The organism is Bacillus sp. RZ2MS9 (genome assembly GCF_001816185.2).
GTDB lineage: Bacteria > Bacillota > Bacilli > Bacillales > Bacillaceae_G > Bacillus_A > Bacillus_A cereus.
This window is the reverse complement of the sequence record NZ_CP049978.1, coordinates 4,523,516-4,542,264: the sequence shown is the minus strand read 5'-3', so window position 1 is coordinate 4,542,264 and position 18,749 is coordinate 4,523,516. Positions and strand designations below refer to the sequence as shown.

The following is an 18,749-nucleotide window of genomic DNA, read 5'->3' as shown; positions in this document are numbered from 1 at the left end:
ATTTTTTTGTAAATAAAGCGATTTTATTTGCATTATCGATAGGGACAAACTATCATTTACATTGTACATATTTTGTTTAAATAAGGGAGGATTTTCAAGTGGCAAACGTAACTTTTAAAGGTAATCCAATGACTTTAGTTGGAACAGAAGTTAAAGTTGGCGATCAAGCGCCAAACTTCCAAGTATTAGCAAACGACTTATCTCCAGTAAGTTTAGAAACATACAAAGGCGAAGTGAAATTAATTAGTGTTGTACCTTCAATCGACACAGGTGTGTGTGATGCACAAACACGTCGTTTTAACCAAGATGCAGCAGGTATTGAAAACGCGAAAGTATTAACAATTAGCGCTGATTTACCATTCGCTCAAAAACGCTGGTGTGCAGCAAACGGTTTAGAAAATGTTGTAACACTTTCTGACCACCGCGACCTTTCATTCGGTGAAGCTTACGGCTTAGTAATGAAAGAACTTCGTTTACTTGCTCGTGCAGTATTCGTAGTAGATAGCAATGACAAAGTAGTTTACGTAGAATACGTAAGCGAAGGTACAAGCCATCCAAACTATGAAGCAGCATTAGAAGCAGCTAAATCTGCGAAGTAATGTGAAGAAAATGACCTCTTATAAAGAGGTCGTTTTTTCTCATATATTGCTCTGTAACGGCATCGATATATGAGAAAAAACGTTATATCATATATAACTAAAGGGGAGCTCTTTACAGGAGGTCGCTTTTTCTTTTTGGAAAAAATCACTTTGTGGTATGATATAAGTTATGTGTAAAAGAGAGAAGGAGGAATGTACGTGAGTCAGACAGTAGAAACATTATTTTCTATTTTTGATTCTTCTGCGGTAGTTTTACGTAAAGAATTAGATGTAACATATTTAGAGGCGCTTGTAGAAACAGGTGATAACTTGTTTGAGGGAGCGATTTTACAAGAGGAATTATCCGAATCAGCAATTGAAAGGCTGAATCGTGAATATAGTACGTTTAATGAAGAAACATATAAAGGTGAAGAAATTCGTAAAGCATTTCAGTTAGCCATCTTAAAAGGAATGAAAGAAGGCGTACAAGCGAATCACGAAATGACACCTGATGCAGTTGGGATGTTCATGAGTTACTTATTCCATAAATTTATGCAAGGTCAAAATGAAATTACAGTTTTAGATCCTGCAATTGGAACAGGTAACTTAATGACTACAGTGTTTAATAGCGCTAAAGAAGGACTAACAATGAGTGGATTTGGTGTAGAAGTGGATGAAGTGCTAATTAAACTTGCTTTAGTAAATGCAAATTTACAAAAGCATGCAATCGAATTCTTCCATCAAGATGGACTAGCACCACTTTATATCGATCCAGTTGATGCAGTCGTTTCAGACTTGCCAGTTGGTTATTATCCAAACGAAATCGGTGCAAGTGAATATAAATTAAAAGCAGATGAAGGAATGTCGTATGCCCATCACTTATTTATTGAACAAAGTGTGAAACATGCGAAAGAGGGCGGTTACTTATTCTTCTTAGTACCAAACTTCATTTTTGAAAGTGACCAAGCACCGAAATTACATGCATTTATTAAAGAAACATGCTTTATTCAAGGGTTATTACAGCTTCCTGTTTCCATGTTTAAAAACGAGAAAAATGCAAAAAGTATATTTGTTCTCCAAAAGAAAGGCGCTAATGTAACAATGCCAAAACAGGCGTTATTAGTGGAGTTGCCTAAATTCTCTAACATGAAGGCGATGGAAGACATTATGGATCAATTAAATACTTGGTTTGCAACACATAAATAAAGCTAGGTATATGTAACAGCATTAGTGATTTATGTAGTACAGTTTTATATAATATGTCATATTTTTAAATATATACAAGATTTAACTGAATTTTTTTGAAATCTGTAATATATATTTTTTCTTGGTGTTACAATTTTTTCACTTGAAATATATGTCGGACGATGTTTAAATTAAAATCGTGAGTATAAAATTTGCTAATGATGAAACGTTTTCATATTTAGTGAATTTGATCAGATAAAATCGAGCGGTTTGTGGAAACATCCACACAACTACCAAGAGAAAAAGGGGCGAAAGACTAGATGTCAAAAATCATCGCGATTAACGCAGGAAGCTCTTCCTTAAAATTCCAATTATTTGAAATGCCAAGTGAAACAGTATTAACAAAAGGTTTAGTAGAACGTATCGGTTTAGAAGATAGTATCTTCACTATTACTGTAGATGGCGAAAAACAAAAAGAAATTACAAACATTCCAGATCACGCAGTAGCAGTTAATATGCTTCTTAAAAAGTTAACTGAAAACGGAATCGTTAAATCTCTAGATGAGATTGGCGGTATCGGTCACCGTGTTGTTCACGGCGGCGAAAAATTTGCTGACTCTGTTTTAATTACTGATGAAGTATTAGCTGATATCGAAGAATTAAGCGATTTAGCACCACTTCATAACCCAGCAAACGTTGTTGGTATTAAAGCATTCCAAGAAGTATTACCAAACGTACCAGCAGTAGCAGTATTCGATACAGCATTCCACCAAACAATGCCGGAATCTGCATTCCTATACAGCTTACCATATGAGTACTATGAAAAATTCGGCATCCGTAAATACGGTTTCCACGGAACTTCTCATAAATATGTAACTGAGCGTGCGGCTGAATTATTAGGTCGTCCAATTGAAAGCTTAAGCTTACTTTCTTGTCACTTAGGTAACGGTGCAAGTATCGCAGCAGTAGAAGGCGGTAAATCTATTGATACTTCTATGGGCTTCACTCCACTTGCTGGTGTAACAATGGGTACACGTTCTGGTAACCTTGACCCTGCGTTAATTCCATACATCATGGAAAAAACAGGCCAAACAGTAGAAGAAGTAGTTAACGTATTAAACAAGAAGAGTGGTATGTTAGGTCTTACTGGTTACTCTAGTGACCTACGTGACATCATTGCGAAAGAAGAAGAAGGCGACCACCGTGCGAAAGTAGCACTTGATGTATTCGTAAGCCGTATCCACAAATACATCGGTTCTTACACTGCTCGTATGAAAGGTGTAGACGCAATCATCTTCACAGCTGGTGTAGGTGAAAACAGTGCGATTATTCGTGAGCGCGTATTAGAAGGCCTTGAGTACATGGGCGTATACTTCGATGCAAAACGTAATAACGTATTCGGTGAAGAAGCATTCATCAGCTTCCCACACTCTCCAGTAAAAATTATCGTAATTCCAACTGACGAAGAAGTTATGATTGCTCGTGACGTACTACGTCTTGGAGATATTGGTTAATATATGAAAAAAAGACGAGATCCTATAGGATTTCGTCTTTTTTCTTTTGGATGTATTTTAAAACTCCATCCGGATATAATATTTTTTCTTTCTGAATGAATGCCGTAATAGGAATCCATTTCGCATATGCTACTGTTTCCTCATCTTGTATATTTAATATTTTCATTTCATATAGTGACGTGTCTAATAAACGCAAAGAATATAGTTGAATAATTTCATGACCAATGTCTCCATCTAGATGAAAGACATTTTCTAAACAACCTAAATAATTGGTGATTTCCACTTCTGTATGAAGCTCTTCCCTAAATTCACGAATAACGGTATGTGCTGATTGTTCACCAAGTTCAATTGAACCACCAAGAGGTCGGTAAAATGTTTCATCGGCTGAATGATATTCTTGTACGAGAAGACGCCCGTGATGTATAGCAATGCCAAAAGCCTTTGCACGTGGATACATATACAATCACTCCTTATTTTTTTGTATAAGGAAGATTATAATATGTTTTGTAGTAAAGGTGTCATGTATTTAAGAATGTGGTCTAATCGTAATGCCATCAAATAAGTCTTTCCAAAATGCTTCATTGTATTGGTATACATCCATAATAGGACATTTCATAACGCAAACACGTTGTAATCCCCAATCTTCTTGGGTGATAGTTGGTATATCGGCAGGAATTAGTAACAGGACAGAGAATGTATGTGTAACGATTTGAGATAAAATTTGTTCTAGGGAACATGCTTCTTCATATGTTCCTCCAGTTCGAATAAATAATATGGATTCGGCCGTTTCAATTGTAGCTAGAAAACGATTAATACGATGTTCATAATTTAACTTAATTTCTGTATAAGAAGGCCAAGAAGTTGGTGTGTTTACATCTGTTTTAAAGTCATGACAGGAGTCAATTTCATAAAGGTTGTCCCTTAATCTTAATTTTGCATCATCATCCCAAAATGAGATGAAGGATAAATTTTCGAAATTTAAAAAGCGGTCAAATCGATTTTGTAATAATACATTCACTTTTTCTAATGAGGGGCTTAGCATAAAATCAATAACGCCAAAAAATGGTGATAATTCTAATTGATATAATGCCCAAGCAGGCCAGCAGTTTTGTCCTAAGCTGAATACCGCATTATATTCTTTTTTTATATCGGATAGATTCATGTGATTTATCTCATCCTTTTTGTTAATATTTTATGCCATTCAAAAATGGTATGTGAATAAAGATAGACAAGCATATTTGCAAAGAATAAGCAGAAATATGTTACAATAGAAAAAAATCGAACGAGGTGGTTGTTACGATGCGATCGAAGCGAGAACAAGCCATTTTAGACAATATAAAAGAATGGGAAGCGCAATTAGTTGAGCAAGAAGCGACCGATTTTCAAAAAGTGTTTGATAAATGGTTACATACTACAGTTGCGAAATTACCTGAGAAAAAGCGAAAAGAATTCTTCACGAAAGCAGATGGATGGCTCTTTCATTTGCATGCATTTATTCAAAGTTCACAAGCACAGTTAGATGCACGTAATCGGATTTTAGGAACATCAAGATTATTTGATGAATCGATTGAACAGCTTGAAGATTTGAAAGGATTATCTATTGATCAATTAACATACATAGCAGAGCAGCAAACAGCACGTCATCGTCTATATTCATTTGTACAAGGCGGGGCAACAGGTGCTGGAGGTTTATTATTATTAACGGCGGATTTTCCGGTTATGATCGCATTAAATGTGAAGGCAGTCCAACTTATTGCAACATCATTTGGACATGATGTGAACAAGCCGTATGAAATGATGCTTGCGTTAAAGGTGTTTCATGCGTCATTACTACCAGGAAGACTTCAGCAATACGCATGGTACAATTTATTGCAAGAGCTGGAGCAAGAAGATTCGTTCTTCTACGAAGGAGACGAAGCAGTGCTACAAACAGCTTCTACTGAGGTTGTGTTAAAACAAATTTTGAAGACATTTTCGATTTATGCTCTTCGTCGTAAATTATTCCAAGGTATACCGGTAATTGGAATGGCAATTGGATCTACAGTGAATTATCGTTTAACAAGAAACGTTACTGAATTTGCAAATAGATTTTATCAAGTGCGCCATATAGTCGAGAAAGAAAAAAGAGCATAAAAAAAGCGAGAGGCCGAAGCCTTTCGCTTTTTTAATTTGTTGCATGTTTTTTAGACATTGGAACAGATACTGGCTGCTTTTCTGCTGTTTTTTCTGTTTTTGGATAATAAATTAAATCCAATGTTTTTGCCTGTACGGCAATCGAAAGAATAGTAAAAGCAATTTCTGTCCAATTTAAATAATATAATGAAAGCGCAAGAACAATCGCGTCAAAGACGAAGAAAATTTGCCCAATTGTAAAACGAGTTCGTTTACTTAATACAATTGTTAAAATATCGTCTCCACCGGTTGCACCGCCAAATCGCAATATAAAACCGAGTCCAATACCAGCTAACGCACCGCCAACTACTGCAGCTATAAATAAGTTATTTGATAAATCTACCGTAAATGGAGAATAATTTTCCATAAAGGAATAAAATACTCCGAATGAAATTGAACCTAGGAATGAATAGCCAACCATTTTTCTACCTAAAAATGAAGCACACAGTAAAATAATTGGGATATCCATTAATACAGTTGAAATAGATGGTGAAATATCATAAAAGTTTTGAATGAATAGTGCAATTCCTACAAAGCCACCTTCTGTTAAGTGGTTTTGGAAGTGAATGTGATATAGCGCTGCTGCTAAAATAAATGAACCGATTAAAACCATAAAAATTTCTTTAATAATTTGCCGACTTTGGATGTTCCTCATCGTTATTCCTTCTTTCCGTAGTTAGTAGTCCTTTTTGTGTTGTAAACTAACTACGAGCTCACATGTAGCTTTCAGTTAGTTTACGAAAAAACTAACTACGCTATATGTCGCTGAAGAAATAACGAATAATCCTCTCGTCCATCAATTCTCCCTACCTTCGTTTTAGTTTAAGTCTTAAAACGACTAAACAAAACGTGGAGTAGGATTCTTCATTTAGCAATCCTGCTCTTCTTTGTTTTGTTTAGTTAGTAACAATTAAGTCCTAAACAAAACGCTATGTGTAAGAAGAGTCTTTTTTTTGCCAAATTATCCTTCGGGCAATCATAATTTCCCCACTCTCGTATTTTTTTCGCTAGACTAAAGTATCTGAGCTGAAAAATACGCTACGTGTATGATTCGTCAATACGATGCCACATGCTCCTTCGAGCGATCATGATATCAAAATCCCTTCCTTCAAGATTTATACTATTATATCATACTTTTAAAAAATGTATGCGGATGGAAACCGACAATAAACGGAGGGAATCTACAAAAAATGTTATGTTTAAATATTTTTGTAGAAAAGCCTAAGTTATTTCGGAGGATTGGACAGTTTGTAACGGTTTGTCCAATAAGTAAGAAAAAAAGGTTTTATTCCGTTGTATTCTTTTCATCACTTTTATCTTTGAAAAACGCATCCCAACTAATCACACTTAAAAAAGTTAAAGCGATAATAACGAAAGCACGCATAAGCTGTAGACCTCCTTTTGTACATAGTATATGAATCATTCGATTCGGAATGTGTCATTTTTTTACAAGTCTTAACTATTATGAGAGTATATTAATATAGATAGATGAAGGGGAGAGTGAAGGTATGCTAAAAGAAATGTTCAAAAGAAAAGAATTAATATGTATTTCATGTCAGAAAAAAATTCAATATGAAGAAGAGCTTGTTGCTTTTGTAAAGTTGCCGAAAGAAAGAAGTATATTAGTTGGCCCTTTTGATGTGTGTTTGGCAAAAACAGCACAAGAGATATATTGTAAATCATGTTACGACAAAAAAAGCATGACCCAAAGTAATTGAGGGGCATGCTTTTTTCATTGGTGTGCTTTCCCCTCAGATACATTTTGAGTGAGTCGATACCAAAGCCAAAGGTCATTAATGATGGAAGCAAGATCGGCAATTTCTGAATTTAGTTTACAAGAAACTTCGAAGTCTTCTTCGTTATTTAAATAATGTTGTTTTTTATTAATATAGTGCTCAAGTTCTTTTATACGATCAGGAATTTTCCCGCGAACTTGTTCCCATTTTAGTAAAATAGCATGTTGCATTTTTTCGGGGATTTCTTCCCAGTCTTCTTGTAAATGTGGAATTTCAATTCCTAGATGTTCATCGTATAAGAAATACTTTTCCATAAGTTCACCCCCGTTTTCCTGCTTATATTGTACAGAAAAACAGAAAGAAGTTCGACGAAATTGTTTGAAAAAATTTGAAAATGACTCTTGATACATTTTGTGAAAGGTGTTAAAGTGTGAATTATTATAAAAGAAAATGAATATTTATTCTTTAGGGGGATGCAAAATGGAGAAGAAAAAAGTTGTATTAGCATATTCCGGAGGTCTTGATACTTCCGTTGCAATTAAATGGTTACAAGAGAAGAATTATGATATTATCGCGCTTTGTTTAGACTTAGGGGAAGGTAAAGACTTAGCATTTGTAAAGGAAAAGGCACTTTCAGTAGGTGCAATTAAATCATATATGATTGACGTTCAAGAAGAATTTGCAAACGAATATGCATTGATGGCGATGCAAGCACACACATTATACGAAGGAAAATACCCTCTTGTCTCTGCATTATCTCGTCCGCTTATTGCGAAGAAATTAGTAGAAATCGCAGAACAAGAAGGCGCAACTGCAGTTGCACACGGATGTACAGGAAAAGGAAATGACCAAGTTCGTTTTGAAGTTTCTATCCAAGCATTAAATCCTTACTTAGAAGTGATTGCGCCTGTACGTGAATGGAAATGGTCACGTGAAGAAGAAATTGCATATGCAAAAGAAAACGATGTACCAATTCCGATTAATTTAGATAGCCCGTTTTCAATCGATCAGAACTTATGGGGACGCAGCAACGAATGTGGAATTTTAGAAGATCCATGGGCAGCGCCGCCAGAAGATGCATATGAGATGACATTGGCGTTAGAAGATACACCGAATAAAGCAGAGTTTGTAGAAATCGGATTTGAAGCGGGCGTACCGACTACTTTAAATGGCACTGCATATTCACTTGCAGAATTAATTAAAACGTTAAATGCGCTTGCTGGAAAACACGGCGTTGGACGTATTGATCACGTAGAAAATCGTCTTGTCGGTATTAAATCTCGTGAAGTATACGAATGTCCAGCAGCAATGACGTTAATCACTGCGCATAAAGAGTTGGAAGATTTAACACACGTAAAAGAAGTAGCGCATTTTAAACCAGTGATTGAACAGAAAATAACAGAACTTATTTATAACGGTTTATGGTTCTCACCTTTAAAACAAGCGCTTCATGCATTTTTACAAGAAACGCAAAAGAATGTAACAGGTACAGTGCGTGTGAAATTATTTAAAGGTCATGCGATTGTAGAAGGACGTAAATCTGAATACTCTTTATACGATGAAAAATTAGCAACATATACTGCCCAGGACGAATTTAATCATGATGCAGCAGTTGGATTCATTTCATTATTTGGTTTACCGACGAAAGTATACAGCCAAGTGAATCAAAAGAAGGTGGAAGCGTGAGCAAACTTTGGGGCGGACGTTTTACAGAAGAAGCGGAAGCATGGGTTGAAGAGTTTGGAGCATCCATCTCCTTCGATCAACAATTAGTAAATCAAGATATAAACGGGAGTATTGCACACGTCACGATGCTAGCAAAGCAGAGCATCGTGACGAAAGAAGAAGCAGAGAAAATAAAGGTAGGTCTTCAATATTTATTGAAAGAAGCAAAAGAGAATAAGCTACAATTTTCAGTAGAAGCAGAAGATATTCATTTAAATATCGAAAAGATGTTAATTGAACAAATTGGCGAAGTAGGAGGGAAACTTCATACAGGCCGAAGTCGTAATGATCAAGTAGCGACAGATATGCATTTGTATTTAAAAGAAAAGGTAGAACATATTATAAAAGCTACAAAACAATTGCAAACTGTTCTTGTTCATCAAGCAGAAAATAATATTGAAACGATTATGCCTGGCTATACGCATTTGCAACGTGCCCAGCCGATTTCATTTGCTCATCATATTCTCGCTTATTTTTGGATGTTAGAGCGTGATGTAAATCGTTATGAAGATTCGTTAAAGCGTATTAATATCTCCCCATTAGGAGCAGGAGCGCTAGCTGGGACGACATTCCCGATTGACCGAGAATATAGTGCGGAGCTTCTTGGATTTAATGGAATATATGAAAATAGTTTAGATGCAGTAAGCGATCGTGATTTCATACTGGAGTTCCTAAGTAACTCATCTATGCTTATGATGCACTTATCGCGCTTTTGTGAAGAACTTATTTTATGGAGTAGCCAAGAGTTTCAATTTATTGAAATGAGCGATCAATACGCAACTGGAAGCAGCATTATGCCGCAAAAGAAAAACCCGGATATGGCAGAACTAATCCGTGGTAAAACAGGCAGAGTATACGGTAATTTATTCAGTTTACTTACAGTAATGAAAGGATTACCGCTCGCTTACAATAAAGACTTGCAAGAAGATAAAGAAGGAATGTTTGATACAGTAAAAACAGTAGAAGGATGCCTTCATATTATGGCGGGCATGCTTGAAACGATGACTGTAAACAAAGAAAAAATGGGGCAAGCTGTGACGCAAGATTTCTCCAACGCAACAGAAATTGCCGACTATTTAGCAAACAAAGGACTACCATTCCGTCAAGCTCATGAAATTGTTGGGAAGTTAGTGCTACATTGCACACAAAAAGGAATTTATTTATTAGATGTCCCGCTTGAAACATATCAAGAAATGAGCTCTTTATTTGAAGAAGATTTGTATGAAGTTCTTTCACCATATGCGGCTGTAAAGCGTCGTAATAGTGCGGGTGGAACAGGATTTGAACAAATCAAAAACGCTTTGGAGAAGGCGAAGGGGTTAGTTGGAGAGTTTGTTGGAAGTTGATTGATTTTATAGGGAAGAAGGTACGCTAATCTTGATGGAGAGAAGCTTACCTTCTTTTTTTATAGCCACAAATTAATCATACTTATGTCGATCTTCCGTAATTCGAATATACTCAATATCCATCAAATCTCTAAGTAATGCACCGTTACTTAGTTCAACGCCATGTTTCTCTTTAAAATGAGTACGAATCGTATCTAGCATTTCGAGTTCTTTCCCATTCACATCTAAAATAATACGTTCAGAATCATCCATGTTGCATCCTCCTTTTTTACACATATATATTTTGTCCGTCTATTTCTAAAAAATGTATGTTAACGTAATGTTAGGAAATAAGAAAGGGATGAAAAATGAGACGTATTTATTTTATAGGGTTAATTTTGTACACGCTAATTGTATTACATGTTGCATTCCCAAATATCTTTTCATTTGAGGATTTAGAAACAGTACACGTTGCGATATTTATTTTTGCTCTATTTGTAGTAGATTGCTTTATTTCTATATGGATTTCGAAAAGAAAAGATATACAAGGTGAAAAAGAAATGGAACGGAAAAAGAGAAAACATTCATTTTGGATGATGACATACTGTTTGTCTTTAGTGCTTACTGCTGCTTTTTTTAGTGAACATATTCCATTAGAAAGATTAAATATTGGATTTGGTGCGTTCGTATTTGCATACTATTTTTTTATGCACTTTCTTCCTTATATGAAAGAAAAGCGAGGAGAAGAGGAAAATCCGCTTGTAGAAGAAGCGAGAGAGCAAGAGCATAAGAGAATAGAAGAAGATATAAAGAAACTCGGAGAACAAAAGTGGTATTTAAAATCAAAAATCATATATGTTCTTTGCTTTATTACGCCGCCAATTGGCTATTTGTACGTTTTCTTACTTCGTAAAAAAATGACAGAGGGTGCAAGGCAAACGTACTTAACGATCGCGACAATCATGATGGCGTTATGGTCTTTGAAGTTTCTTCCGCCTTATGTGTTGGCAATTACCGTTGTTGTCGTAGCATGTCTTGTGTTTATAGTGAAGTTTATAAAATGAAAAACACCAAGCCTATGTGGACTTGGTGTTTTATCTATAAATTAAAGCTCACCTTGTTCCTCATCACCACGAACAACAAGGACATCGCATTTCGCATAGCGAATAATATGTTCAGAGACGCTACCAATTAGGAAACGCTCAACAGCATTTAAACCAGTCGCACCACACATAATTAAATCTACTTTATGATTTGGAGCGATTTCTTTTGAAATTTTTGATTTAGGATTACCGAATTCTAATACAGTTTCAATTTTTTCAAGACCAGCTTCAAGCGCAGTTTTTTTGTAGTCTTCTAATAAGTCTTCTGCAAATAGATTTGCCCGTTCCGCAATTGCACGGCTATAAGCTTCTACTGCTGAGTATGCTTTTACATCAACGATATGAGCAATTGTTAATGTTGCATTGTTGCGCTTTGCGACTTGAATTGCTTTTTTAAAGGCTTTTTCTGCTTCTTTAGAACCATCCACCGCGATTAAAATATTTGTATATGTATTATTCATAGTAAATTCCTCCCAATCTGTTTTATAACTGTTTACAACTTAATTATAAAACAAATTTTGGTAACGTGCTTGCCAGAAACGTTACAGAATTTTGAAAACTCTGTTTCAATTCATTTTAGTTGTAATTGGAGCGAGAACTTGTTACATATGAAGTATAGCAATTTAAAAGGGGGCAGTTTTGTGAGACATGCGCTCATTACAGCCGGTACGAAAGGTTTAGGAAAGCAAGTAACAGAAAAGTTATTGGCTAAAGGCTATTCAGTAACAGTAACGTACCATAGCGATACCACGGCTATGGAAACGATGAAAGAAACATATAAAGATGTGGAAGAGCGTCTACAATTCGTGCAAGCGGATGTCACGAAAAAGGAAGATTTACATAAAATAGTAGAAGAAGCGATGAGCCGTTTTGGCAAAATTGACTTTTTAATTAATAATGCTGGTCCATATGTATTTGAACGAAAAAAGTTAGTTGATTATGAAGAAGATGAATGGAATGAAATGATTCAGGGAAATTTAACAGCGGTATTTCATTTATTAAAACTTGTCGTTCCGGTCATGAGAAAACAGAACTTTGGCCGTATTATTAATTACGGATTTCAAGGGGCGGATAGTGCACCGGGATGGATTTATCGTTCAGCTTTTGCCGCAGCGAAAGTAGGACTTGTTTCATTAACGAAAACAGTTGCTTATGAAGAAGCGGAGTATGGTATTACTGCGAACATGGTATGTCCTGGTGATATTATAGGCGAGATGAAAGAGGCAACTATTCAAGAAGCACGTCAGCTGAAAGAGCATAACACACCGATTGGTAGATCTGGAACAGGTGAAGATATTGCAAGAACCATTTCGTTTTTATGTGAGGACGATTCCGATATGATTACCGGTACAATTATTGAAGTTACTGGTGCAGTGGATGTTATTCATAGACATCGATAGAATAAAATAAGATGAAGTTTCGAATAATTGGACAGTTTATCCATTGTGCTGAGAGGTGCGGATAATACTGTCCTTTAATATAAAATTAAATCTATCGGAAAACTCGTGTTATTTTTTTGTCAAATATTGAGATATTATGTTAAAATATAAGAGCGTAGAAAGCGCTTTAAAAAATGATTCAGGGGTCATTTCATAACTCAAGGGGGAACTAATCATGCGTATCGGTATTCCAACAGAAATTAAAAACAATGAAAACCGTGTGGCAATGACGCCAGCGGGAGCAGTACATTTAGTACAAAATGGTCATGAAGTTTTTGTTCAAAAAGGAGCAGGTTTAGGATCTGGCTTTACGGATGAAGAATACGTACAAGCTGGTGCGAAACTTGTAGAAACTGCTGAAGAAGCATGGAATCAAGATATGGTTATGAAGGTAAAAGAGCCAGTAGCAAGTGAATACGGCTATTTCCGTGAAGGTTTAATTTTATTCACATACTTACACTTAGCTCCAGAGCCAGAATTAACGAAAGCATTAATCGATAACAAAGTTGCATCAATCGCATACGAAACAGTACAATTAGACAATCGTTCTTTACCATTACTTGCACCTATGAGTGAAGTAGCTGGTCGTATGTCTGCACAAATCGGTGCACAATTCCTTGAGAAAAACAAAGGTGGTAAAGGTATTTTACTTGCAGGCGTTCCAGGGGTAAAACGCGGCAAAGTAACAATCATCGGCGGTGGTCAAGCTGGTACAAACGCAGCTAAGATTGCAGTAGGTTTAGGTGCAGATGTAACAATCATTGACTTAAGTGCAGAACGTCTTCGTCAATTAGATGATATTTTCGGTAACCAAGTAAAAACATTAATGTCTAATCCATACAACATTGCAGAAGCTGTTAAAGAATCTGACCTTGTTATTGGAGCAGTATTAATTCCAGGTGCAAAAGCGCCAAAACTTGTAACTGAAGAAATGATTCAATCAATGGAACCAGGTTCTGTCGTTGTAGATATCGCGATTGACCAAGGTGGTATTTTCGAAACAACTGATCGTATTACAACTCATGACAACCCAACTTACGAAAAACACGGCGTTGTTCATTATGCAGTTGCTAATATGCCAGGTGCAGTTCCACGTACGTCAACTCTTGCATTAACAAACGTAACAGTACCATATGCAGTACAAATTGCGAACAAAGGTTACAAAGATGCTTGCTTAGGCAACACTGCATTACTAAAAGGTATTAACACATTAGATGGCTATGTAACATTCGAAGCAGTTGCAGAAGCGCACGGCTTACAATACGCCGATGCGAAAGAGCTTCTTGAAAAAGCTCCTGCTTTATCATAATAGAAATACATTCGAGACCTTCCTTTATGAGGAGGGTCTTTTTTTATGGAGAAATAACATGTGAATAATTGTTATTTATTGGTGTAAATCGATTTTTATTATGATAATTTAGAATTATATAACAAAAAGAGGGGATTCAATGGGGAGCAAAAAGAGGAAGAAAAAGCAAGTTAAGAGACAAAAGTATATGAAGAGAAAACAGGAACAGAACATACCTTTTTCAAAAAAAGTAGTCCTTATGATAGAAAAAGTATTTCGATATATTTGTATGTTCTTGTATGTGATTTTTTGTGTGTTTTTATGTGGGATGGTTAAATGTTTGGGGATAACCCCTAATGTTATTGAAGGTATTTTTGGCGTTATGCTTGTTATGGTAGAAGGAATCTTATTCTTTATATTATTTGATAAGGTTTGGCCTAGTCATGAAAGTAAAAAAGATAGAAAAAGAAGCAAAAAATCTTCATCCAATTCAAGCTCATCAAGTGGATTCGGTGACTACAGTAGCAACGATTGTAGCAGCTCAAGTGATGGCGGAGGAGATTGCGGAGGTGGTGGAGACTAAGTTGGTTTTTCAGAAGAACGACTAATGGAAGGATGGGATGAAATATGGAAACTGTGAACTTAATAGAATTAACAAAAGACATTCAAGATCAACATAAAAACTTCGTCGTTTCAAACATAAACAGTCATTGCTTACGCATCGCTGTATTTACTGGTGAATATGATTGGCACTATCATTCTAATTCGGATGAATTATTTATTGTGCTAGAGGGAGAGTTACTTATTGATTTTGAAGATGGAGAAACGGCGGTTTTAAAGCCAAATGATTCTATTTTAATTCCAGCATGTACGATTCATAGAACGAGAGCATTAAAGAGGACGGTAAATCTTTGTTTTGAACATATAGAGGCTGATACGATTATAGTGGAGCAATTATGAAAAAATTATCTGTAGCCGAGTATAGAAAAATCATTCCGATTTTGGAAAGTAATACAAGAACGACGACATTTGCTTATGCGGTATGTGATCAAATGGTAGATGGTGAGGTTTTTGCCAACGAGAAGTTAACAGCAGGATTAATTCGTACAGTTAACGGTATCTATTATTTATTTGGTCATACGGATGATCAAAATTATAATGAAGATTTATTGATGTATTTAAAAATGGCTATTGAAAAAACAGAGAAGAGATTTACACTATTCGCTTCAAGTGAAGAGTGGGAAATGATGATTGAAGGGCGTTTTAGTAATGTACTTCGGAATATGCCACGAATGAAATTCCAAAGAGAAATCTTTGAAGAGCGAACACAAGATGCAAATAAAAATACATATGCAGTGAAGCGTATTGATAAAAGTGATATAGAACGAAGCAGTGAATTTACAGAGAAGTATTATAAAGAATATTGGGGATCAAAAGAAACGTTTTTGAATAGTGGTTTTGGATTTTGTATAGAACAAGATGGGATAATTGTAGCTGAATGCGTCTCAATATTTAGCGGGAATGGTTATGCTGAAATAGATATCGCAACACATGAAGCGCATCAAGGGAAAGGATTAGCTCAAGCTGTTGCAACACGGTTCATTGAACATTGCATGCAAAATGATATTACACCGTGCTGGGATTGTTATGTAGACAATATTCCTTCGCAAAAACTAGCTAGTAAATTAAGTTTTCATAATCCGATAGAATATAGATTGTTTGTACGTAAGAAAACGGGGGAATAAAAATGAATGTGGAATTAACGAGATTCAAAGTGAAACAAGGTAAAAGTCATCGTGTAGATGAATGGATGCAGCTTCTTAATGACAATATGAAAGAAGTGCTTTTGACATTAAACGACGAAAAGATGTACGTTGAGACAATTTTCCGGGAAATAAGAGATGGAGAAGAATACTTATATTGGTATTCTGTGCAAGGAGAAGGCGGGGCTCTTGTCGAAAATTCTCATTATGAAATCGATAAAAAGCACTTGGAATTTTGGCATGAATGTATTGATGAAGAAGCACCATCTGTTGATATGAAAACGGAAGTTGTTATGATTCAAGATGTTGTGAGGGAAGCGATGGAATAATAGAGTAATATTTTGTGAACAAAAAACAGTCTTATTTTTTTGCTGAAATATATATTATTGGAGATGCTATAGGATGAGAATTAGTAATAAATATATCACTCTCGATGAAATAGAGATAATAAGAGAATCCTTAAATAAATTGCATGAATATCATAATAATAAATCAAAATATTTTTCTGGCGATTACCCAAGAATGACATTTGAGGAACGTATTGAAAATTATAAAAAGAACTCAAAGTACGGAGAATATAGAATTGAATTATTGATTGAGTCAGAAACAGATAATATATTAGGATTTTGTATAGCGTATAGTAAAAGCGTAAGCGGAAAGATTGAAGTTTTATTTGTTGATGAAAAATACCGAAGAAACGGATTTGGTTTGAAATTAATGAATAGTGCAGTGGAATGGTTTAAAGTGAAAAAGATAGATGAAATTGAATTAACAGTAGTGTATGGAAATGAAGCTGTATCATTTTATGAAAAGCTGGGATTTTATCCTCGTTCAATTATTATGGAAACTAAGTCATAACGATAGTATGGGGAGAGATGAGTGGGAGTTTTTGTTTCAAAAAAATGGTTCATATTTTACTAAATTATATGTGAAGAGCACATCAAAATAAATGTGCTTTTTACTATGGAAAAATTTATAAAAGCTGTATTTGGATATCTTTAAGTGAAAATAAAGAGGGATATCGAGAATATTTTAGGATAAACTATAAAGTGAAACTTTAATCAGTGGGGGGGCATCCCCTACTGATTATCAGCCCTCACCAATCGGGCTTTTACGAGCAGTCCGCCCCCCCTAACTTCTTTGCTTCCGCTGAATTTTGATGTGGGGTCTTACTGCCTGTTAATGCGGGATAAAGAAATAAAAAACACCAAAACAAAAGACTTACCAATATACGGTGTAGTCGTAACAGGAAAACAGAGGGTTTACAAAGTTTACAAGGGTCACCGTATATTAAGGCTGCTGTAAGAGGTGTAACAGTTGAGAAATATTGATTACAAGTAATTAATGTGAATAATCAGAAAATTTATGTTATAATATGGGAAAAGGAGGTTTATATGAGGCAAATACATGGAGCAATTTATATTTACATAACAATGTTTTTCGTGGCGATATCCTATGGATTGGGGCACGTGTATTCGCATCCTATACTAACTTTTTTAAGCGGAGCATGTATGGCGTTTGCGCTTCTTGTCCACCTTTTCTCAGTTTGGATCGTGAAATTTCAATTAAATATTAGTGAAATAGAAGAAGGCACTTTCTAAGTGGCCTTCTTTTTTTAATAATATTTTGGAAGGTCTTGCAGCAACTTTTCAATTTTGCATTCGGTTTCTTCACATATAGACAGTGTGCGTAGTCGGAAAAACAAACTACGTAAGAAAGATTTTATATTTCCGTATAGGTACTCGTACGATTCGGTATGTAATGTCTGTTTTTTGACGGGTAATTGAGCTACTAATTCATGAAGGGCTAATAGGAGTACCTCTTCCTTTAGACCATTTTGTAGCATTGCGACAATCGGATAAACGAGACGTTCGTCTTCTTCATATTTGTAGTAAATAGAATGGACACAAACTTTGTTTAATAAAGTTTGTAATATTTCTTCATAATATAAAGTTTCCAGTTTAGGACTACGAACAAGCGCCTCAAATGTATCAGAAGCGTGAGCGATACTATGTGCCCAGCCGTGGTCTTGCACATATCCGCGGAAATCATGCTCGTTGTTCATATATAACACTAATCGATCTTTTACATGTAAAAGATCAGCCTGTGATAAGAAATTATGATTTGTATCGGCATCAATAATGAGTGCAATTAATAATGTTGTAAATGCACGGGTAAATACCGCATCTTCGTCATCCGAATGAATTTTATACAATAAATATTTGTCACTGATGCTTTCTAATAATAGTTTCTGTAATTGTGTGTGTGAAAGGTAGTCCTTTTTGATGAGATGGTAAAAAGTAGAGCAAATAAGTTTGTCCCTTAAATAGCTATCGGTAACACCGATATGTTTAAGCATATTGGAAATTAAAGAATCCATGTTAATTGTATCCATTACGTAATGATTATTACGAATTTCTTCTAACTGTTGTTGTAACATATAAACCACCTATTTTAGAAAATTCTGTATTTTAATAGTATAATAAGAGGAAGAAATAGACAATAAATAAGTGCTTTTGAATGGAGGGGGCATTATGAAGAGAGCATTATTCTTTTTCATTAGTATTTTCTTTTTAGGAAGCTGTTCCATTTCGTATGTTACTTTTTCTAGCGAGAGCAAAAGTTGGACTGGACAATATAAAGGGCATATTAAGGATGACAGTGAAGATGGAATGTTTACGTTTCAATATAAGGGCGGGGATGGAAAGACAGAATTTAAAAACTTAGAGATTGCTATTAATGGAGCCTTTAGTACAATGACACAAACGTCAGAAGTTCATAGAGGAGCAAAGGTTGAAATGAAGCCTTCTTGTGTAAGTTGCGCGCCTATCTCTAAAGATGAACCAATAGAGATTGTGATTAAATGGGATGATAAGTATGAGGAGAAGATGGTGCTAAATTTGAAATAGTAGAGAAATAAA

Annotated in this window: 24 protein-coding genes and 1 pseudogene; 18 read left to right on the top strand and 7 right to left on the bottom strand. The window is 35.4% G+C overall.

Annotated elements, in window-relative coordinates; genetic code table 11:
• The first annotated feature begins 98 nt into the window (after window positions 1-98).
• The 3 genes from tpx (at window position 99) to ackA (ending at window position 3,277) form a co-directional block, all read left to right on the top strand.
• Complete coding sequence (tpx, locus tag BHV55_RS23160) at window positions 99-599, top strand: thiol peroxidase (RefSeq protein ID WP_000024529.1); 501 nt, start codon at window positions 99-101, stop codon at window positions 597-599.
• A 198-nt stretch (window positions 600-797) separates the two neighbouring features.
• On the top strand, window positions 798-1,784 hold the full coding sequence (locus tag BHV55_RS23155) for a class I SAM-dependent methyltransferase (RefSeq protein ID WP_070756991.1): 987 nt from the start codon (window positions 798-800) through the stop codon (window positions 1,782-1,784).
• A gap of 299 nt (window positions 1,785-2,083) precedes the next feature.
• Complete coding sequence (ackA, locus tag BHV55_RS23150; protein ID WP_000034575.1) at window positions 2,084-3,277, top strand: acetate kinase; 1,194 nt, start codon at window positions 2,084-2,086, stop codon at window positions 3,275-3,277.
• 22 nt (window positions 3,278-3,299) lie between these two features.
• Here the strand turns inward: ackA and BHV55_RS23145 are convergent, their stop codons facing one another.
• Both BHV55_RS23145 and BHV55_RS23140 read right to left on the bottom strand, forming a co-directional pair.
• Window positions 3,300-3,734 (bottom strand): NUDIX hydrolase, encoded by a 435-nt coding sequence (locus BHV55_RS23145; RefSeq protein WP_000283468.1) that lies wholly within the window; start codon window positions 3,732-3,734, stop codon window positions 3,300-3,302.
• A gap of 69 nt (window positions 3,735-3,803) precedes the next feature.
• Entirely contained in the window at window positions 3,804-4,439 is a 636-nt protein-coding gene (locus tag BHV55_RS23140) for a DUF1796 family putative cysteine peptidase (protein WP_001053732.1), read from the bottom strand.
• Window positions 4,440-4,576: 137 nt separating this feature from the next.
• On the opposite strand from BHV55_RS23140, the gene BHV55_RS23135 reads away from it, so the two are divergent.
• Window positions 4,577-5,410, top strand: a complete 834-nt coding sequence (locus tag BHV55_RS23135) for an EcsC family protein (RefSeq protein ID WP_070756990.1) — start codon at window positions 4,577-4,579, stop codon at window positions 5,408-5,410.
• A 31-nt stretch (window positions 5,411-5,441) separates the two neighbouring features.
• On the opposite strand, the gene BHV55_RS23130 is transcribed toward BHV55_RS23135, so the two are convergent.
• Window positions 5,442-6,104 carry a YitT family protein gene (locus BHV55_RS23130; protein ID WP_001244515.1) on the bottom strand — a complete coding sequence of 221 codons (663 nt, stop codon included), beginning with the start codon at window positions 6,102-6,104 and terminating at the stop codon, window positions 5,442-5,444.
• A gap of 853 nt (window positions 6,105-6,957) precedes the next feature.
• Here BHV55_RS23130 and BHV55_RS23125 point away from each other — a divergent pair.
• Entirely contained in the window at window positions 6,958-7,167 is a 210-nt protein-coding gene (locus BHV55_RS23125; RefSeq protein WP_000910674.1) for a hypothetical protein, read from the top strand.
• Window positions 7,168-7,181: 14 nt separating this feature from the next.
• Here the strand turns inward: BHV55_RS23125 and BHV55_RS23120 are convergent, their stop codons facing one another.
• Window positions 7,182-7,499, bottom strand: a complete 318-nt coding sequence (locus tag BHV55_RS23120) for a hypothetical protein (RefSeq protein ID WP_000417216.1) — start codon at window positions 7,497-7,499, stop codon at window positions 7,182-7,184.
• Between the two features lie 166 nt (window positions 7,500-7,665).
• On the opposite strand from BHV55_RS23120, the gene BHV55_RS23115 reads away from it, so the two are divergent.
• Together BHV55_RS23115 and argH are read left to right on the top strand one after the other, a co-directional pair.
• A complete protein-coding gene (locus BHV55_RS23115) occupies window positions 7,666-8,871 on the top strand; it encodes an argininosuccinate synthase (protein ID WP_070756989.1) in 1,206 nt (401 codons plus the stop codon).
• Window positions 8,868-10,256, top strand: a complete 1,389-nt coding sequence (gene argH / locus BHV55_RS23110; RefSeq protein WP_000041289.1) for an argininosuccinate lyase — start codon at window positions 8,868-8,870, stop codon at window positions 10,254-10,256. The genes BHV55_RS23115 and argH overlap by 4 nt, the downstream gene beginning before the upstream one ends.
• A gap of 72 nt (window positions 10,257-10,328) precedes the next feature.
• Here argH and BHV55_RS23105 read toward each other — a convergent pair whose 3' ends face one another.
• A complete protein-coding gene (locus tag BHV55_RS23105; RefSeq protein WP_000342765.1) occupies window positions 10,329-10,508 on the bottom strand; it encodes a hypothetical protein in 180 nt (59 codons plus the stop codon).
• A gap of 95 nt (window positions 10,509-10,603) precedes the next feature.
• On the opposite strand from BHV55_RS23105, the gene BHV55_RS23100 reads away from it, so the two are divergent.
• On the top strand, window positions 10,604-11,299 hold the full coding sequence (locus BHV55_RS23100; RefSeq protein WP_061138922.1) for a hypothetical protein: 696 nt from the start codon (window positions 10,604-10,606) through the stop codon (window positions 11,297-11,299).
• A gap of 41 nt (window positions 11,300-11,340) precedes the next feature.
• On the opposite strand, the gene BHV55_RS23095 is transcribed toward BHV55_RS23100, so the two are convergent.
• Window positions 11,341-11,799: a universal stress protein gene (locus tag BHV55_RS23095; RefSeq protein WP_001066673.1), complete on the bottom strand. Its 459-nt coding sequence runs from the start codon at window positions 11,797-11,799 to the stop codon at window positions 11,341-11,343.
• A 147-nt stretch (window positions 11,800-11,946) separates the two neighbouring features.
• On the opposite strand from BHV55_RS23095, the gene BHV55_RS23090 reads away from it, so the two are divergent.
• The 9 genes and pseudogenes from BHV55_RS23090 to BHV55_RS23055 all read left to right on the top strand — a co-directional run bounded on the left by BHV55_RS23090 (window position 11,947) and on the right by BHV55_RS23055 (window position 17,429).
• Window positions 11,947-12,738: an SDR family oxidoreductase gene (locus BHV55_RS23090; RefSeq protein ID WP_002062486.1), complete on the top strand. Its 792-nt coding sequence runs from the start codon at window positions 11,947-11,949 to the stop codon at window positions 12,736-12,738.
• 214 nt (window positions 12,739-12,952) lie between these two features.
• The gene (gene ald, locus BHV55_RS23085; protein ID WP_001219402.1) at window positions 12,953-14,086 is read left to right on the top strand and encodes an alanine dehydrogenase; all 1,134 of its coding nucleotides are present in this window, start codon (window positions 12,953-12,955) and stop codon (window positions 14,084-14,086) included.
• 139 nt (window positions 14,087-14,225) lie between these two features.
• Window positions 14,226-14,648, top strand: a complete 423-nt coding sequence (locus tag BHV55_RS23080) for a hypothetical protein (protein ID WP_000534947.1) — start codon at window positions 14,226-14,228, stop codon at window positions 14,646-14,648.
• Between the two features lie 44 nt (window positions 14,649-14,692).
• Window positions 14,693-15,025: a cupin domain-containing protein gene (locus BHV55_RS23075; RefSeq protein WP_000450931.1), complete on the top strand. Its 333-nt coding sequence runs from the start codon at window positions 14,693-14,695 to the stop codon at window positions 15,023-15,025.
• Window positions 15,022-15,810 carry a GNAT family N-acetyltransferase gene (locus BHV55_RS23070; RefSeq protein ID WP_070756988.1) on the top strand — a complete coding sequence of 263 codons (789 nt, stop codon included), beginning with the start codon at window positions 15,022-15,024 and terminating at the stop codon, window positions 15,808-15,810. Before BHV55_RS23075 ends, BHV55_RS23070 begins: the two co-directional genes overlap by 4 nt.
• A 2-nt stretch (window positions 15,811-15,812) precedes the next feature.
• Window positions 15,813-16,157, top strand: coding sequence for a DUF6176 family protein (locus tag BHV55_RS23065; RefSeq protein ID WP_001100230.1), 345 nt, complete (start codon window positions 15,813-15,815; stop codon window positions 16,155-16,157).
• Window positions 16,158-16,230: 73 nt separating this feature from the next.
• Window positions 16,231-16,686 (top strand): GNAT family N-acetyltransferase, encoded by a 456-nt coding sequence (locus BHV55_RS23060; RefSeq protein ID WP_070756987.1) that lies wholly within the window; start codon window positions 16,231-16,233, stop codon window positions 16,684-16,686.
• Window positions 16,687-17,019: 333 nt separating this feature from the next.
• A pseudogene (locus tag BHV55_RS27380) lies at window positions 17,020-17,159 on the top strand (anti sigma factor C-terminal domain-containing protein); the annotation flags it as partial.
• 63 nt (window positions 17,160-17,222) lie between these two features.
• A complete protein-coding gene (locus tag BHV55_RS23055; RefSeq protein WP_001248905.1) occupies window positions 17,223-17,429 on the top strand; it encodes a hypothetical protein in 207 nt (68 codons plus the stop codon).
• A gap of 14 nt (window positions 17,430-17,443) precedes the next feature.
• Here the strand turns inward: BHV55_RS23055 and BHV55_RS23050 are convergent, their stop codons facing one another.
• Complete coding sequence (locus BHV55_RS23050; RefSeq protein WP_000941455.1) at window positions 17,444-18,268, bottom strand: DUF2785 domain-containing protein; 825 nt, start codon at window positions 18,266-18,268, stop codon at window positions 17,444-17,446.
• Window positions 18,269-18,362: 94 nt separating this feature from the next.
• Between BHV55_RS23050 and BHV55_RS23045 the strand changes: the two genes are divergently transcribed.
• Window positions 18,363-18,737, top strand: coding sequence for a hypothetical protein (locus BHV55_RS23045; RefSeq protein ID WP_070756986.1), 375 nt, complete (start codon window positions 18,363-18,365; stop codon window positions 18,735-18,737).
• Window positions 18,738-18,749: the final 12 nt, after the last annotated feature.

Bases quoted from the DNA above. Each gene is read 5' to 3' on its own strand.
- BHV55_RS23140 (WP_001053732.1), bottom strand. From the start codon at position 4,439: ATGAATCTATCCGATATAAAAAAAGAATATAATGCGGTATTCAGCTTA.
- BHV55_RS23075 (WP_000450931.1), top strand. From the start codon at position 14,693: ATGGAAACTGTGAACTTAATAGAATTAACAAAAGACATTCAAGATCAA.
- BHV55_RS23100 (WP_061138922.1), top strand. From the start codon at position 10,604: ATGAGACGTATTTATTTTATAGGGTTAATTTTGTACACGCTAATTGTA.
- BHV55_RS23070 (WP_070756988.1), top strand. From the start codon at position 15,022: ATGAAAAAATTATCTGTAGCCGAGTATAGAAAAATCATTCCGATTTTG.
- BHV55_RS23105 (WP_000342765.1), bottom strand. From the start codon at position 10,508: ATGGATGATTCTGAACGTATTATTTTAGATGTGAATGGGAAAGAACTC.
- BHV55_RS23065 (WP_001100230.1), top strand. From the start codon at position 15,813: ATGAATGTGGAATTAACGAGATTCAAAGTGAAACAAGGTAAAAGTCAT.
- BHV55_RS23095 (WP_001066673.1), bottom strand. From the start codon at position 11,799: ATGAATAATACATATACAAATATTTTAATCGCGGTGGATGGTTCTAAA.
- BHV55_RS23060 (WP_070756987.1), top strand. From the start codon at position 16,231: ATGAGAATTAGTAATAAATATATCACTCTCGATGAAATAGAGATAATA.
- BHV55_RS23115 (WP_070756989.1), top strand. From the start codon at position 7,666: ATGGAGAAGAAAAAAGTTGTATTAGCATATTCCGGAGGTCTTGATACT.
- BHV55_RS23045 (WP_070756986.1), top strand. From the start codon at position 18,363: ATGAAGAGAGCATTATTCTTTTTCATTAGTATTTTCTTTTTAGGAAGC.
- BHV55_RS23080 (WP_000534947.1), top strand. From the start codon at position 14,226: ATGGGGAGCAAAAAGAGGAAGAAAAAGCAAGTTAAGAGACAAAAGTAT.
- BHV55_RS23090 (WP_002062486.1), top strand. From the start codon at position 11,947: ATGAAGTATAGCAATTTAAAAGGGGGCAGTTTTGTGAGACATGCGCTC.
- BHV55_RS23120 (WP_000417216.1), bottom strand. From the start codon at position 7,499: ATGGAAAAGTATTTCTTATACGATGAACATCTAGGAATTGAAATTCCA.
- BHV55_RS23050 (WP_000941455.1), bottom strand. From the start codon at position 18,268: ATGTTACAACAACAGTTAGAAGAAATTCGTAATAATCATTACGTAATG.
- ald (WP_001219402.1), top strand. From the start codon at position 12,953: ATGCGTATCGGTATTCCAACAGAAATTAAAAACAATGAAAACCGTGTG.
- BHV55_RS23135 (WP_070756990.1), top strand. From the start codon at position 4,577: ATGCGATCGAAGCGAGAACAAGCCATTTTAGACAATATAAAAGAATGG.
- ackA (WP_000034575.1), top strand. From the start codon at position 2,084: ATGTCAAAAATCATCGCGATTAACGCAGGAAGCTCTTCCTTAAAATTC.
- BHV55_RS23145 (WP_000283468.1), bottom strand. From the start codon at position 3,734: ATGTATCCACGTGCAAAGGCTTTTGGCATTGCTATACATCACGGGCGT.
- BHV55_RS23055 (WP_001248905.1), top strand. From the start codon at position 17,223: ATGAGGCAAATACATGGAGCAATTTATATTTACATAACAATGTTTTTC.
- BHV55_RS23125 (WP_000910674.1), top strand. From the start codon at position 6,958: ATGCTAAAAGAAATGTTCAAAAGAAAAGAATTAATATGTATTTCATGT.
- BHV55_RS23130 (WP_001244515.1), bottom strand. From the start codon at position 6,104: ATGAGGAACATCCAAAGTCGGCAAATTATTAAAGAAATTTTTATGGTT.